The organism is Enterococcus caccae ATCC BAA-1240 (assembly GCF_000407145.1).
In the GTDB taxonomy this organism is placed as follows: domain Bacteria; phylum Bacillota; class Bacilli; order Lactobacillales; family Enterococcaceae; genus Enterococcus_L; species Enterococcus_L caccae.
Map to the genome: position 1 here is coordinate 700,483 of NZ_KE136472.1, position 14,366 is coordinate 714,848.

Annotated in this window: 16 protein-coding genes, 2 pseudogenes and 1 other annotated feature; of the genes and pseudogenes, 13 read left to right on the forward strand and 5 right to left on the reverse strand. The window is 36.0% G+C overall.

Features of this window, described 5'->3' with window-relative positions; translation table 11 throughout:
• The first annotated feature begins 6 nt into the window (after positions 1-6).
• The 7 genes and pseudogenes from I580_RS17385 (at position 7) to I580_RS16420 (ending at position 2,765) form a co-directional block, all read left to right on the forward strand.
• A complete protein-coding gene (locus I580_RS17385; RefSeq protein WP_010772761.1) occupies positions 7-177 on the forward strand; it encodes a terminase small subunit in 171 nt (56 codons plus the stop codon).
• Positions 178-243: 66 nt separating this feature from the next.
• A complete protein-coding gene (locus I580_RS17390; RefSeq protein ID WP_010772760.1) occupies positions 244-447 on the forward strand; it encodes a terminase small subunit in 204 nt (67 codons plus the stop codon).
• A gap of 184 nt (positions 448-631) precedes the next feature.
• Positions 632-792: pseudogene (locus tag I580_RS17425) on the forward strand (phage head-tail connector protein); the annotation flags it as partial.
• Positions 789-1,094: pseudogene (locus I580_RS17430) on the forward strand (hypothetical protein). The pseudogenes I580_RS17425 and I580_RS17430, both read left to right, overlap by 4 nt.
• A gap of 105 nt (positions 1,095-1,199) precedes the next feature.
• Positions 1,200-1,301 carry a hypothetical protein gene (locus tag I580_RS17230; RefSeq protein WP_245558669.1) on the forward strand — a complete coding sequence of 34 codons (102 nt, stop codon included), beginning with the start codon at positions 1,200-1,202 and terminating at the stop codon, positions 1,299-1,301.
• A complete protein-coding gene (locus tag I580_RS17235; protein WP_010772759.1) occupies positions 1,298-1,444 on the forward strand; it encodes a hypothetical protein in 147 nt (48 codons plus the stop codon). The genes I580_RS17230 and I580_RS17235 overlap by 4 nt, the downstream gene beginning before the upstream one ends.
• Positions 1,445-1,730: 286 nt before the next feature.
• Positions 1,731-2,765, forward strand: a complete 1,035-nt coding sequence (locus I580_RS16420) for an acyltransferase family protein (RefSeq protein WP_010772758.1) — start codon at positions 1,731-1,733, stop codon at positions 2,763-2,765.
• A 345-nt stretch (positions 2,766-3,110) separates the two neighbouring features.
• On the opposite strand, the gene I580_RS03160 is transcribed toward I580_RS16420, so the two are convergent.
• The gene (locus I580_RS03160) at positions 3,111-3,347 is read right to left on the reverse strand and encodes a hypothetical protein (RefSeq protein WP_010772757.1); all 237 of its coding nucleotides are present in this window, start codon (positions 3,345-3,347) and stop codon (positions 3,111-3,113) included.
• A gap of 771 nt (positions 3,348-4,118) precedes the next feature.
• A complete protein-coding gene (locus tag I580_RS03170) occupies positions 4,119-4,664 on the reverse strand; it encodes a DUF5067 domain-containing protein (RefSeq protein ID WP_010772756.1) in 546 nt (181 codons plus the stop codon).
• A gap of 144 nt (positions 4,665-4,808) precedes the next feature.
• Between I580_RS03170 and I580_RS03175 the strand changes: the two genes are divergently transcribed.
• The gene (locus I580_RS03175) at positions 4,809-5,063 is read left to right on the forward strand and encodes a DUF6506 family protein (protein ID WP_010772755.1); all 255 of its coding nucleotides are present in this window, start codon (positions 4,809-4,811) and stop codon (positions 5,061-5,063) included.
• 93 nt (positions 5,064-5,156) lie between these two features.
• On the opposite strand, the gene I580_RS03180 is transcribed toward I580_RS03175, so the two are convergent.
• The 3 genes from I580_RS03180 to I580_RS03190 form a co-directional block, all read right to left on the reverse strand.
• Positions 5,157-5,960 (reverse strand): TPM domain-containing protein, encoded by an 804-nt coding sequence (locus I580_RS03180; RefSeq protein WP_010772754.1) that lies wholly within the window; start codon positions 5,958-5,960, stop codon positions 5,157-5,159.
• Positions 5,957-7,129 (reverse strand): TFIIB-type zinc ribbon-containing protein, encoded by a 1,173-nt coding sequence (locus I580_RS03185; RefSeq protein WP_010772753.1) that lies wholly within the window; start codon positions 7,127-7,129, stop codon positions 5,957-5,959. Before I580_RS03185 ends, I580_RS03180 begins: the two co-directional genes overlap by 4 nt.
• A gap of 107 nt (positions 7,130-7,236) precedes the next feature.
• Positions 7,237-8,469, reverse strand: a complete 1,233-nt coding sequence (locus tag I580_RS03190; RefSeq protein WP_010772752.1) for an SPFH domain-containing protein — start codon at positions 8,467-8,469, stop codon at positions 7,237-7,239.
• Between the two features lie 275 nt (positions 8,470-8,744).
• Between I580_RS03190 and pbp4 the strand changes: the two genes are divergently transcribed.
• From pbp4 to tsaD, 5 genes are all read left to right on the forward strand, one after another.
• Positions 8,745-10,781 (forward strand): penicillin-binding protein PBP4(5), encoded by a 2,037-nt coding sequence (pbp4, locus tag I580_RS03195; protein ID WP_010772751.1) that lies wholly within the window; start codon positions 8,745-8,747, stop codon positions 10,779-10,781.
• A 127-nt stretch (positions 10,782-10,908) separates the two neighbouring features.
• The gene (gene tsaB / locus I580_RS03200) at positions 10,909-11,628 is read left to right on the forward strand and encodes a tRNA (adenosine(37)-N6)-threonylcarbamoyltransferase complex dimerization subunit type 1 TsaB (protein WP_010772750.1); all 720 of its coding nucleotides are present in this window, start codon (positions 10,909-10,911) and stop codon (positions 11,626-11,628) included.
• Entirely contained in the window at positions 11,612-12,160 is a 549-nt protein-coding gene (rimI, locus tag I580_RS03205) for a ribosomal protein S18-alanine N-acetyltransferase (RefSeq protein WP_010772749.1), read from the forward strand. The genes tsaB and rimI (I580_RS03205) overlap by 17 nt, the downstream gene beginning before the upstream one ends.
• A 4-nt stretch (positions 12,161-12,164) precedes the next feature.
• Entirely contained in the window at positions 12,165-12,626 is a 462-nt protein-coding gene (gene rimI / locus I580_RS03210; protein ID WP_010772748.1) for a ribosomal protein S18-alanine N-acetyltransferase, read from the forward strand.
• On the forward strand, positions 12,623-13,657 hold the full coding sequence (tsaD, locus tag I580_RS03215) for a tRNA (adenosine(37)-N6)-threonylcarbamoyltransferase complex transferase subunit TsaD (RefSeq protein ID WP_010772747.1): 1,035 nt from the start codon (positions 12,623-12,625) through the stop codon (positions 13,655-13,657). Before rimI (I580_RS03210) ends, tsaD begins: the two co-directional genes overlap by 4 nt.
• Positions 13,658-13,723: 66 nt before the next feature.
• Positions 13,724-13,930: a binding site (T-box leader), on the forward strand.
• The last annotated feature ends 436 nt before the right edge of the window (positions 13,931-14,366 follow it).

The window sequence follows — 14,366 nt, forward strand, 5'->3', positions numbered from 1 at the left end:
AACAACATGACAATGACAGATAAGCAAAGGGTTTTCGCAGATGAGTATTTAAAAGATCTCAATGGCACGAGGGCTTATAAAGTCGCATATCCAACTGTTAAGAAAGATACAAGGGTAGCAACTAACGCCGGTCGACTGCTTGGAAATGCTGAGGTAAAAACTTATATAGATGAGTAGCTCGAAATCAGGCATAACGAATGAACAACAGATGTTTAGGAAGTCCTAAAGTATTTAACGGCTGTGATGCGTGGTGAACAGACTGAGACTGTGGCGACATCAAAAGGGTTATATGATGGAGTTGAGGTTGGTACTAAAGATCGCTTGAAAGTTGCAGAGCTATTAGGTAAACGTCATGCGCTGTTCAACGATAGACAAGAGATCGATGCAACTGTTCGGACAGATAAGCTTGATAGTATTTTACAACAATTAGGTGATGAAGATGACTGAGTTGATTTTATCACCTAATTGTAAAAAAAAATTTGAAATATAATACTGATGTCAAATTTCTTGAGGGAACCACAACAGCAGGTAGAACAACAGTAGGAGCTGTTAAGGTTGTTGAATCAGATAGGAAATTGCATATCATTAGCGGTCTAGATTTGGGGACAATTGAAAAAAATATTATACAATCCGAATTGGTAGCGAAGGGATGCAGTCGTATTCCAAAGAAGGGTTATCTATGGCTTTTCTGATTCTGATTTTTCAGAGTATCAGATTACGATCTATGAGTATCGTAGGAAAGATGAGGAAGCCTTTTACAAACTAAAAAAAGGAGTGATTCGATTCGTATGAGATATGATAAATCAATTGTATTTGTATAGGAATCATCCGACTCTTACTCTGATTCAGATCTTGGTGAATGGGTAGAAGCTGAATCTAAAAGAACAGATACAACTGCAAATGTCACTGATTTGGGAACAAATAGATCAGTTACTCTATTTGGAAGCATTAAACAAGGGGCTAAACTCATTCGGATTATTCGGACACAGCCCCTTTTTTCTATTTCAAAGTGAGATTGCATCAAATATCTCGGAAAAAACGGTCAATTAGTAACGGAACGAGTTCCTCAAGAGCGCCATAGTTTAATTGTGTAAGAAGTGGTAAAAGATGGGTAAAGGATCATTCAAAATTAACGATCTTGCTGGTCACAAGTACAACATGCAAATGGTCATTATCTTGCAAAACGTGGCGAGATCTTTATATGTGGGACTCGTGTTCAAACTCTAGGTGCTGCAGAACACACAGGAATTTTTGTGGATGACAACGCTCAAATGATTCAGTGTAATGGGGAATCAGTATGAACGATCACGATACTATTTGGGGATATAACGGTCGGCAAGGTATAACAATTTACCGCTATGCTGGCGGAAATAACTCTAGTGCTGTTAAACTTAATCCGCAACCAGCTAAACGTCGTTATGGCCACAGAGTAGATGGAAGTTAAATTTATCAATTGCTTGTGGTAGATGACTACGGTCGCAACTATCGTAAGTTTAACTTTACTCAGCTTACAGGTAAGGTTTGGTTAGTAAGGGTAGCAAGCAACAGTTAGTTTATGGATAAGGAAATAGCCCTCTCAGCTTTTTAGTTTGAGACGGTGTAGATAGAACGTTTGTTTTAATAATCATTATCTATTATTGATTACAAACTATAATCATGATAAGATTAAATGATGATTTATAACAAGGATATAAATAATTGTTTTAAATATATTTTGGGGGATTTTAATTTTGAAAAGGGATGCAAGGATTGATGCACTTAGATCGTTAGCAATTATTTTAATAATGTTGGCGCATGTTATGCCTAAAGGGTTCTTTTTTCAGTTAAGAACATTCGATGTACCTTTGATGGCATTTTTAATAGGGGCATCTTACGTTAAAAGCAAACAAAAAGATTCGGTTTTAAGTTACATATGGAAAAGATTCAAAAGGTTGATAGTGCCTGCATGGATTTTTTTGAGTATTTATTTTATTATTATAACAGTGGAGTGCCTTTTATTGCGCAAAGAATTTCTGTATACTAAAGAAATTCTTTTAAAATCGTACACTCTTGAATCTGGAATAGGATATGTTTGGATCATAAGGGTATTTTTCTTGGTTTCAATCTTATTACCAGCACTTTATCTCTTATCAAAAAAAAGTGAAACAAATTTAAAAACAGCTATCTACTTCTCTGCTATGTTATTAATTCAATTTATTCTTTGCAAAATTTCAAATAATTTATTAGGGGATCCTGGAGAGCATTTCAGGAATTATATAGCTAATCCGTTCGGCTATAGTATTTTAGCTTTTATTGGAATGAAAGTTAGTGAGCAGAATGTTCAGAAAAATAATAAACTTTCAGTAATAATTTTAACTATATTTATAGTTGTTGGAATATCTGCAAGGTTCGGTCATCTGCAAACATTCAAATATCCACCAGCGCCCTATTTCTTAGCTTATGGAACTATTATGTCGATGTCATTGTATAACTTTCTTTCTCGCGAAACAAATAAACGGTTATTAAGTAAAATCAGTTTTTTGGAATGGATATCTAAGCATTCTTTAGAATTGTATTATTGGCATATTTTAGTTTTAGTAACTATTAATTTAATGGCGCCTAAAGCAGAATTTTTAGTGAAATTTGTCGCACTTGCAATAGGAACTTTTTCTTTAACGATTATTCAAATTTATATACAACCTAACCTATTATCAGGGAAATTCTCTTTCAAGTCAAAAAGTGTAATTATTGAAAAAAATACTCATATTAGAAATAAGACATTTTAATTGTATAATATATTACAATCCACCGACTAGCACATTCTTTCCAAAAGACATATGTGTTAGTTGACGGATTTTTTGTTATTGGATTTTTTCGAATACTTCTTTGTATTTGTTAAATAGGTCTTTTTCAGAATCGGTGCTAGGATATCCAAATAAAATTGAATTAATTTTTTCATTCTTACATAAATCAATATTTTCATCTTTTGAGCGTAATTCTATTGTAGAATTCAGCGCATTAGGGTTAACGAAAGGAAAAACAGATAACACCAAACCATTTTTTCAGCTTAAAAAGTCATCCTGCTTTCGTAACTTTCAAAACCGTTCGGGTCATAAGGAATGTCAATTGTTTTACATAATCAAGTTATTGTCCAAAAAATCTGATACTATTATTTTGTTTAACTCGGACTGTTCTTCTGCAAATATTTTATCTTTATTGATTTTCGAACTTTGGGTTTCTTCGCTAGAAGAACTCTCCAAATCCTTTACCCTAGATTTCAATTCTTCCACTTTACTAATAGCAGTTTTTTTATCATTTTCACAAGCTGTAAGTCCAAATACAGCAATTAATAAAACTCCATAAACCACTTTTTTTATAATAATCCTCCTAAGATAATTTTCTAAATAAGTATATCAAACAAAACGTTAAGATTAAACCGACAACTCATTTTTATGTTCCGCATCAATTGAAAATGGGCTATAGTTATACAACATTGTATAGTTTTGTTATAAACCGAATTATAAAAAACTTTATTTGCAGGCTTTTGTACTATGTTGTACAAGCTTGTTAGCACATCGTAATGACTAAGTAGCTGAATTGAATGTAATTATCCCAAGGCTGAGAAGCCTTTTTTATTTTGCTTAACGCAGTAAATTCTGCAAGCTGTTTTAGAAACAAGAAAGTGGACATTGAAATTATTTCGTGTATCATGAAGTTATGGATACTCATATAGGATTACTAACCCATATTAAGGTGTTTAAAGAAAAGCCGTATGCTATAACTGGAATGTTAATTTGGGAAAATGACGTCTGTATTAATTGTGTAATTAGAAACAGGCCATTTGCCAAGTACGTACTATCGCTACCGATGCACCATTATGAAATCGAGGTAAAAGGAAACTATAATAGTAGAGGGCAATTTGATGTAAAACATATGCGAATCGTCAACATTGATAGCTATATTGCTTTGATAGGAACACCAGAATGAAAAGAGCGAGACAAAACGAATGTTTTGTCTCGCTCTTTTAATGTGAATAGAATGTTCATCTGATTTCAATTCTAAGTACTTTAGCACTTAAAATGAAAGGCTTCGGAAATAAACACGTCCGCTTTTTTTATTTGATAGTGTACAATCAAGTTCTATTTTAAGTTGATTGTTTTTACTCCAAGTTCTTTACCAGCCATACCTTGATTTGCTTTTAAAATAACAGGCGTTTCTGTGTCGTCTAAATCGTAAGAGATGATTGCTTTTGCGGTACCGCCAGGTTTGATATCATCTAGTTGATGTTCAGTGTATTCAGCAAATTTTTCATCTTGGGGCGTCATACCGACATTTAATTTGTTGATGGTTTCTGGTCCTTCTTGCGATAAACCCATACAAGCAATCCAAACGGTAGAAGCGGAAATCAGTTCATCACTGTCGTTGGTTACTTCGTAAGTAATGGCTAGTTGAGGTTTTTCTCTAAAAAGATTTTCGTCTGCAGGTAAAACTTCTGTAGAAAGAATTTTGAGTGTAGCCATATCGATTTTCAATGTGTCATTTTTAAAATAAACAGCATCTGATTTTTTTTGAGAAGTTGAAGTGCTATCCGCTTTTTTATCATCTGCAGAATTACGATTTCCGTTACAAGCAGCTAATGTTAAGCCACATACCGTTAATATGCCTAAACTTAGTATTTTTTTCATCAGTATTTCCTCACTTTATAAAATAATGGTAATAAAAGACCCAGTCTAAATAGAAGCTAAATTGTTTTGTCAAAGTTACTTCTATCTATACTACCTTGAATCACACTAAATAACAAGGTGACATTTGGTGTTTCGTGTTATTTAATGAAGAAAATGGTCGCTTTTTATTTTTCAGCGGAATTTTCTCCAGAGAAGAATACTGTGTTTAACCGAAATGAGACGGGGATATGTATATTTATTGCTGTTGGCTTTGCCCCTAAAGACAAAGCTGGCGAGCGTATTATTGAAGTGGCGAGACAGTTGAAAGAAGAAGGGGTCCAAATAATTGAATTATGTGGTGGCTTTGGACCGATAGGGGGAATAAAAATCTGTGAAGCATTAAATTGGTTGGCAGTATAACTTATGGACCAGAGTTTCATCAGCAGTTATTAGATATTATGCATTAAAAAAACCATGTAAAGAGTGTTTCAAACTCTTTACATGGTTTTTCGTTTAAAAACTACGACCTCCGCCACCAAAGGTTCCACCGCCAGTTGAATGAGTGCTGCTTCCACCACCAGAACCGCCGTTAGAATTGTTTCGAGGGATACGACGACTCGTGACGAATGAATTGATCAATGTGTCATTTCTCCGAGTCAAGTTTAGGAGTGATTTTTCTCTAAATGGGTACTTATAGGTGCCAAATTTTAACTGATATTTTGAAATACTAAGAGCAAAGAAAATGCCGCTTAACACAATTGCCGCTACAAAAGCAAGAATAATTTCTGTTGTGGTCAAGACCTTATAACGAGTAATTTTTCCAGTTTCAGTATCAACACGATAATGTCCGCCAGGGATGCCTTGCTCGAAATAAGTATTCGTATTTTCTAGAAAACGTTGAGCTGCTTGGAAATACTGACCATTTTTCATACTTGGTGCAATAGCATCATCCAAGGTTTGATCAATCCGTTTGTCAGTGAAATAATCAATCATATTTCCAGAGGTGGAAATAATAAATTTTCGTTGATTCATGTCAATATAGAACGTAATCCCGTTTTGATTTTTCCCAATGCGGTCAAGCATATAATAATCTGCAAATCTAGTTGAGTTCATATTATTATCTGTGTTCGTTACAATAAAAACACGTGCTTTCGTTTTTGTTTCGAGTGGCGTGATCGTATTTTTCAGTTGGATAATCTCAGCTGATGTAAAAAGTGAAGCTTGGTCATCGACTGAATCATCGGCCGCCTGAGCATGGATAGAAAAACTAAATAGTAAACAAACAAAAGCAAGCAGACTAAAACAATATTTTTTCATATAAACCAACCTCCAATCAGAAAAATAGCTAAGATTGAAGCAAAAACACCAAACGTAAACACTCCTAAGCGTTTATAACTCACAGGTAAAATACCACTAACTTTTCCAGTTTGACCATTCATAGCATAATAATAAACTTTTTTTGATTGTTCATTACTGCGATAAGTCACTACCCAAATTGGTAATAACATGTAGTGATTGTCTTCGTTGTTTAACGAAATATTTGTTCGTAATTTTGTCAAAGTAGTATAACCAGAAGCAGTGTCTCGCAGTAAAGATTCTGAATAATCATTTAATTCACTTTGAACTGCTTTTTGAATCGCTTCATATTCAATATCTCGTTTCTCCGCTTGAAATCCAGCTAAATAGTGACTTTTAAACGGAACAGCGTTCTCTAGTATAAAAGGTTGAACAGCTTCCACCATTTTTTGTTGGACATTTTTAGAGAGTGCATTTTTGATTAATTCTTTAAATGAAATTTTTCCCTGTCGCTCGACATCAAATTGCTTGGTTTCCGTGTACTCAATATCACCCACACGCCATACACGAATCGTTGTTCCTAATCCGTTCATCTGTCCATCAACCTCAGCATCTACAACCCAATAAGGAAAATAGACCCCAGTCATTTTATCGATTTGCTCTTTATTAAAAAAGTCTTTTGGAATAAACCATTTTTTCTTTGTCCAGGCTAAAAACTGTTCCACAGCTTCTTCTTTTTCAATCGCAAAAGGAAGAACTTTTTCAGGTAGGAACTTGCCACTTAAACGTCCAGACAAAACGACAGGGTTGTGACAGTAATAACAATAAGTGGCAGCAGTTGTTGCTTCTGTCACGATTTGTGCACCACAGCTAGGACAATTGAATAACTCCATCGTATCTTCCAATGTGTTTTCGTCCGAATCTTGGGTACCAGTTGCTTCTTTGAATGCTACTTTTTCTTCAGGTGTCATTTCAGCTGATTGTGATTCAGCTGTATAAGAAAGTTCTGGTTCGATTGCTTGACCAGAGGTATCTTCTAAATGGGCATCCCGTTGCGTTTTTTCATAGGCGGTAACTTCATCTTCTGTGTAGATATTTAAACAGTATTCACAATGGAATTTTTGATCTTTTGGGTCAAATAGTAAAGGACCGCCGCAGTTTGGGCATTTGTGCGTAAATGTATCCGTCATGATTCATCCTTTCTTTGGAGAAGCGGGGTCAGCAAAGCTGTTTCCCAATCCTCCAGATTAGATAGCAAAAGGGCAGGACACGATCGTCAAGCCCTAATCTTTTTAACTTATAATGGAATGCCTTGGAAAGGTTTACCACAATGTGGACAGAATTTAGGAATTCCGCTAGCTAAATCAACGGTTTCACTACATTCATTGCATTTCATTTCTAATTTTGGTTTTTCATTGGTTGGTTTTGGTGTGCCACAATTAGAACAGAATTTTCCATTGTTTTCGGTGCCACATTGAGGGCAAGTCCAAATATCATCATTTCCTTGAGCGTGTTGTTGGTTTTGTTTTTCTTGCATTTGTTGTTGATTGGTTTGAGAAGCCTGAGCAAAATAATTTCCACTTGTATTCATGCCCATACCAACACCCATAAAGCCATTCAGAGCACCGCCTTCATTATTGCCAGCAGCTTCCATACCACGAGCCATGGCACCTTGAACATACCCTTCACGGACGCCAGCATCGCTAAGCATAGAACCTTGATTGCGCATATTGATCAGTTTTGTAGAATCATCCGTATAAGAAATGCTAGCGACTGCAACTGAAACGATTTCCATACCACGAAGTTCACGCCATTCATCATCTAGTGCTTGACCCATATATTTACTTAGCTCTAGACTTTTAGAAGGCACATAAGAAATACGTTCACCATCTGCTGACATTTTATTGATAGCTGATTGCAATGCAGTCAGAAATTCCGCTAAATACTGTTCATTGATATCGTTAATATCAACTTGATTTTTATTTCTAGGAATCGCGTTTGAAAAGAATAATAAAGGGTCCGTAATTTTGATCGAGTAATTACCATGTGCGCGTAAAAAGAGTTCTGCATTGTAAAAATTGTCAAAATAATTGATCGGTGAAGATGTTCCAAATTTGATCCCTTTGATTTCTTGTAAATTGATATAAAAGACTTGTTGCTTTTGTGGGGTAACACCACCGAATTTAAAACGATCGAATGTTTCTGAGATTGCTTCTTTTAAAGAACCATTGAATGCTGAAGGGGCTAAATCATTTTTAACTGTGTAGTAGCCTTCCTCAGCAGTGTAGTCAATAATTTTTCCACCATCGACTAAGATCATCATCATGTTTGGATAAACATGAATTACAGAACCATCTGTTAAAACATCTTCCGTTCCTTTGCGATTAGAGCCACGTTTATCATTTTTACGAACAAAAACTCCCTTTGTCATAACCGTTGTGTCGCCCATATTGTCGGGTTCAATAACTTCGATCCATTGATCAGCTAAGCCACCGCCAACTGCACTTGTTGCTGCTTTAATGATTCCCATCAAAAATTCCTCCTTATTTATAAAAGCTGAATGAGCTCGTTTAGACTTGAAGCTAATAATAAAAAATACTAAGTAAAAATAGTATACCATAAGAGAACATAAGATAAATACAACCAATGACTGATTTTAAATTGGAACAGGAAAATAAAAACGAATAAAAAAATGAGACTATTTTTTAAATTTTGACAAAAACTTCATTTTTCTATCATAGACTTTCTTTGATAAGGTATAATGTTTAAAAAGAGGTTAGTTGAAGGACTTGGGGGGATTGGAAAATGGAAAGAAGCAAGAAGAAAAAATCAAACAAACCAGTAATTATAGCTGTTAGTAGTGCGGTAGCCGTCGTAGCTTTAGCGGGTGGTTATTTTGCCTATAGCTCATGGGAAAAAAGACAAGAACTAAATGAAGCAGAAAAATCGGCTAAGGCTTTTTTAAGTCATCTTGCAAAACAAGAGTTTGATAAATTTCCAGAATTATTAAATGAATCTGTGGTAAAAGAAAGTGGCTATGACAATGCTAAGGTCGTAGAAAAATATCAAACAATTTTTTCTGGGATTCAAGCTGAAGGAATCAAAAGTAAAGACGTCAAAGTAGTGCATGACAAAGAGAATCAATATACATTCACTTACAAATTAGCAATGAATACACCTTTAGGAAGTTTGGAAAATTTATCGTATAAAACAACTATAAAAAAAGCAGGGGACCGCTATAAAATCAACTGGGCTCCTAATTTGATTTTTCCTGAAATGTCCGGACAAGACAAAGTAACGATGGGCATTGATCCAGCTAAACGGGGCGAAATCGTTGATCGTAAAGGGGAAGGGCTAGCAGTTAATCAACCTTTTGATCAAGTTGGGATCGTACCTGGAAAACTTGGGGAAGGTCAAGATAAAACCAATAATATCAAGGCTTTTAGTGAGCAATTTAGAGTGTCAGTAGAGGATATCGAGCAAAAATTGAAACAAGAATGGGTCAAACCAGATTCGTTTGTTCCATTGGCTATTTCATTTGATCCAGTGACGACTTTGCCGCAAGGTGCGGCTTCCCAAGATGCTATTGTCCGCTATTACCCGCTAAAAGAAGCAGCGGCTCAATTAGTTGGTTATGTCGGCAATATCACGGCAGAAGACATTGAAAAAAATCCAACGTTGAGTAGCGCGGGTGTTATTGGAAAAGTCGGTTTGGAGCAAGCGTATGATAAACAATTGCGAGGTCAAGATGGCGGTAATATAACAATTGTTGATGAACAAGGTAATTTTAGAAGTGTTTTGCAAAAAATAGACAAAAAAGATGGAGAAAAAATTCAGTTGACGATTGATAAAAATGTTCAGTCACAAGCCTATGATATATTTAACAATCGACCAGGGAGTGCCGTGGTTATGGATCCGCAACAAGGAGACTTATTAGCTGCTGCTAGTTCACCATCTTTTAATCCAAATAAAATGGCAAATGGTATTTCTCAAGCGGATTACGACGCATATGCCAATAATGAGAATTTACCATTTACAGCGCGATTTGCGACTGGATATGCACCTGGTTCTACCTTTAAAACGATTACGGGTGGAATTGGTCTAGATGCAGGTACTTTGAAGCCAGATGAAGAAATTGAAATCAGCGGATTAAAATGGCAAAAAGATGCTTCATGGGGTGACTATTTTGTTACTCGTGTGAAAGAAGCGAGTCCTGTAAACTTACGAACCGCTTTAGTTAACTCTGACAATATTTATTTCGCGCAACAAACATTGCGTATGGGAGAGGATACTTTTAGGAAAGGATTGGATAAATTTATTTTCGGCGAGAAATTAGATTTAGCTATCCCAATGAATCCAGCGCAGATTTCCAATGAAGATAAATTTAATTCAGAGATTTTACTGGCTGATACAGGATATGGTCAGGGTCAGCTTTTAGTCGCACCGATCCAACAAGCAACTATGTATACAGTATTCCAGAACGAAGGCAAACTAGTCTATCCGAAAATCGAATTAAACAAAGAAACAAAAACCAAAGAAAATGTTATTAGTTCTAATGCGGCAAATACGATTGTAACAGATTTACTCGGAAGTGTAGAAGATGAAACGGGCTATGTTCACAATATGTATAATCCGGATTTTTCATTAGCAGCAAAAACAGGAACCGCTGAAATTAAAGAAAAACAGGATACACTTGGAAAAGAAAATAGTTTTCTTTTAGCGATGGATCGAAGTCACAATAAATTTTCCGCAATGATTATGGTGGAAGATTCTAGAAAAAATGATACAGCAACGAACATCAGTAAAAACTTGATTGATTATTTAGAGGCAAATATCAAGTAATAACGAAACGGGGCGAAACGCAAAGGCGTTTTTGCCCTGATTTATTGTTGTGGCAACAGGTTTTTTTACGAAGAATCAAAAATATGCTACAATTAACAAACTACATGATGAAAGAAAGGGATTTTTTGTGCGAATTTTAGCAATAGATACCTCGAATCAGACATTGGCTGTGGCTGTTTGTGAAGAGAATAAAATAATAGGGCAATATACAATTACCGTAAAACGGAACCATAGTCTAACCTTGATGCCTACAATCACACGTTTGATGAAAGATGTTGGGTTATCTCCAACCGATATTGACCGCATTGTGGTAGCTCAAGGACCAGGCTCTTATACAGGACTGAGAATAGGCGTAACGACAGCGAAAACGTTAGCTTATACATTGAAAAAAGAGTTGGTTGGAATATCAAGTTTGAAAACTTTGGCAGCTAATTGCATCAAGAGCAAAGGGATGATTATTCCAATTTTTGATGCTCGAAGAAATAATGTATACACTGGAGCGTATAAGTACGTTGATGGTGTTTTGACGACGATTATTGCAGATCAGCATATTGGGATGGACACATGGCTGGAACAATTAAAAGAATTTGATCATGTTTATTTTGTTGGAGAAGATGTTGAAAAATTCCGTGTACAAATCGAATCGACTATACCTAAAGCTGAAATTTGTAATATTCCTCAGTGGCAAATACCAAATGCTTCAATACTTGCTGAACTTGGTAGATTAGCTGAGCCAGAATTAGATATCCATCATTTTTTGCCAAACTATTTAAAACGAGTGGAAGCAGAGGAGAATTGGTTAAAAGAACATACACCTGAGGTAGAACATTATGTTGAAAAAATTTAATCTTTTTCATAGTATTTTAGGAATCTTTTTTAAAAATCGTCCATATGACGAAAAGGAAGTAGAAATTTCAAGTGAAGCGTATTTTGTGCGTGCAATCAAGCTTGACGATATCAAAGATTTGCTTTCAATAGAGCGGGAAGTCTATGCAGGAGAACTCCCTTGGACCAAGACGGCTTTTTTGATGGAGCTCCAAGCTGCTGAACCTCATTTGTATTTGCTTATTAAAAAAGAGGAGAAAACGGTCGGGTTTATTGGTTGTCGGATTTTCGGGAAAGATGCGCATATTACAAATGTAGCTGTTTTGACTCACAATCAAGGGAAAGGCATTGGCAGCTTTTTGATCAGGGAGGTCCTTCAATTTGCGAAAAACAATGGTTGTGAGACGGTTTCTTTAGAAGTCAGGATTAGCAATAAAAACGCCCAACGTGTTTATCGACAATTGGGGTTTGTATCGAACACGATCAAACCTAACTATTATACTGAAAATAAAGAAGATGCGTTAGAAATGATTTTATACTTAAAAGAAGAGTGAAGACATGTACTATACAAAAGAATCCTTACCGAAAGAACTTGCGGTTGAACAACTTTGGTCAATCAGTGAAGCTGCATACGACCATGGCTCACCATGGTCAGTCAATCAATTTAAAAGTGACTTAGATCAAAAAACAAGCAACTATCTTGTGCTGGCTGAAGAGCAATGGATTGGATTTATCAGTTATCAGTTAGTGTTGGATGAAGCTGAACTCACCCATGTTGTCATTCATAAAAAATTCCAGCACCAGGGTTGTGGCAGTCAATTGATTGATCAGGTAATTCAACGCTTGAGAAAGCAAGGTGTTACTCAGCTCTTTTTAGAAGTGCGTGAGTCAAACGTAAGTGCTAAAAACTTATATGAAAAAAAAGGTTTCAAAATAATTAATCGGCGAAAAAATTATTATCGTCTCCCTAGTGAAGACGGGATTGTTATGTGTTTAAAATTGAAGGAAGTGAAACAATGACCCTTTTTAACAAAGAAAGAAAAATACTTTTGGCGATTGAAAGTAGTTGTGATGAAACGAGCGTTGCAGTTATCGAAGATGGTCGAAAGATTTTATCAAATATCGTGGCTTCGCAAGTGAAAAGTCATCAACGTTTTGGAGGCGTTGTACCAGAAGTTGCTAGTCGACACCATGTGGAAGAAATCACGATGTGCATTGAGGATGCTTTGGTTGAGGCAGGAATAGAACCGAATGGTCTGAGCGGTGTAGGTGTTACTTATGGACCAGGTTTAGTAGGTGCTTTATTGATTGGTATTTCTGCAGCTAAGGCTTTTGCTTGGTCTCACGATTTACCATTGATTCCAGTGAATCATATGGCTGGGCACATTTATGCTGCCAATTTTGTAGAACCATTACAGTTTCCGTTGATGGCTTTATTAGTCAGTGGAGGTCATACAGAATTAGTTTATATGAAAGAAACAGGTTCCTTTGAAATTATTGGAGAGACAAGAGATGATGCAGCTGGCGAAGCCTACGATAAAGTTGGCAGAGTTTTAGGGTTAAGTTATCCAAGTGGGAAAGAAATCGACGAGTTGGCTCATCTTGGTCAAGATACCTATCATTTTCCTCGTGCAATGCTCAAAGAAGACAATTATGATTTTAGCTTTAGTGGCTTGAAAAGTTCCTTTATCAATACAGTTCACAATGCTGAACAACGGGATGAACAATTGAGTACGAAAGATCTTGCAGCAAGTTTTCAAGCAAGTGTTATTGATGTTTTAGTAGATAAAACAATCCGAGCGTGCCAAGAATATCCAATCAAACAATTAGTGATGGCTGGAGGCGTTGCAGCGAATCGAGGACTACGTGACCGTTTAACTGAAGCAGTAAAAAAAGAACTTCCAGAAGTGACCTTCATTGTTCCGCCGCTTAGATTATGTGGAGATAATGCCGCGATGATCGGTGCTGCAGCATTTGTGGAAGCTGAAAAAGGTCATTTTGCTGATTATCATTTAAATGCAGATCCTAGTTTGAGCTTTATGACGATTTAAATATGAAAATCGACTGGCAAGACTAGGCATAGAGAAAAATATTTGCTATAATAAACCCAGTTTAATAATGATTCATTGACAAAGAAAGTACTTCATCACAAATTATCCAAGCGATTTCGGGAAGGTGAAAGCCGAAAATAATTAAATGAAGGAAGCGCACTTTTGAGAATCTGCTTAGGCAGACGGCGATCTACCGTTAATAGATTAAGTGGGTTCGTCATAATAAAAGTACGAACAATTAGAGTGGTACCGCGGGAAAATCTCGTCTCTGGTGTTTTTTAACACTAGGGACTTTTTGTTGTGAATCACTACGATTGGCTTTGCCAGAGTAGATGATGAACAATACTTGGCGACCAAAGGGAGAGAAGTTACCATACTAGTGAATCACTCCGCTTTGTCTCATCGTATTGTTGTAAATCATGAAAAGTGAAGTGATTCGATGATGCAAAATACAAGATTTCTGAAAGACATGTTTCAGCCTGTCATTTCTAAGTGATAAAGCGTTAAAAAATGAATGAGCACGATTGGCTTTACCAGAGTAAATGATGAACAATACTTGGCGACCAAGGGGATCGAAGGCGTGTTACTAGGAATTATCAAGCGGCCTATGTTCATGTAAAATAATAGTACCAATTCCTCAAAACAACGAATAACTAAGCTAGGAGACAATGAAAAATATCAACTAGCAAGTAACTATTAAATAATAAAC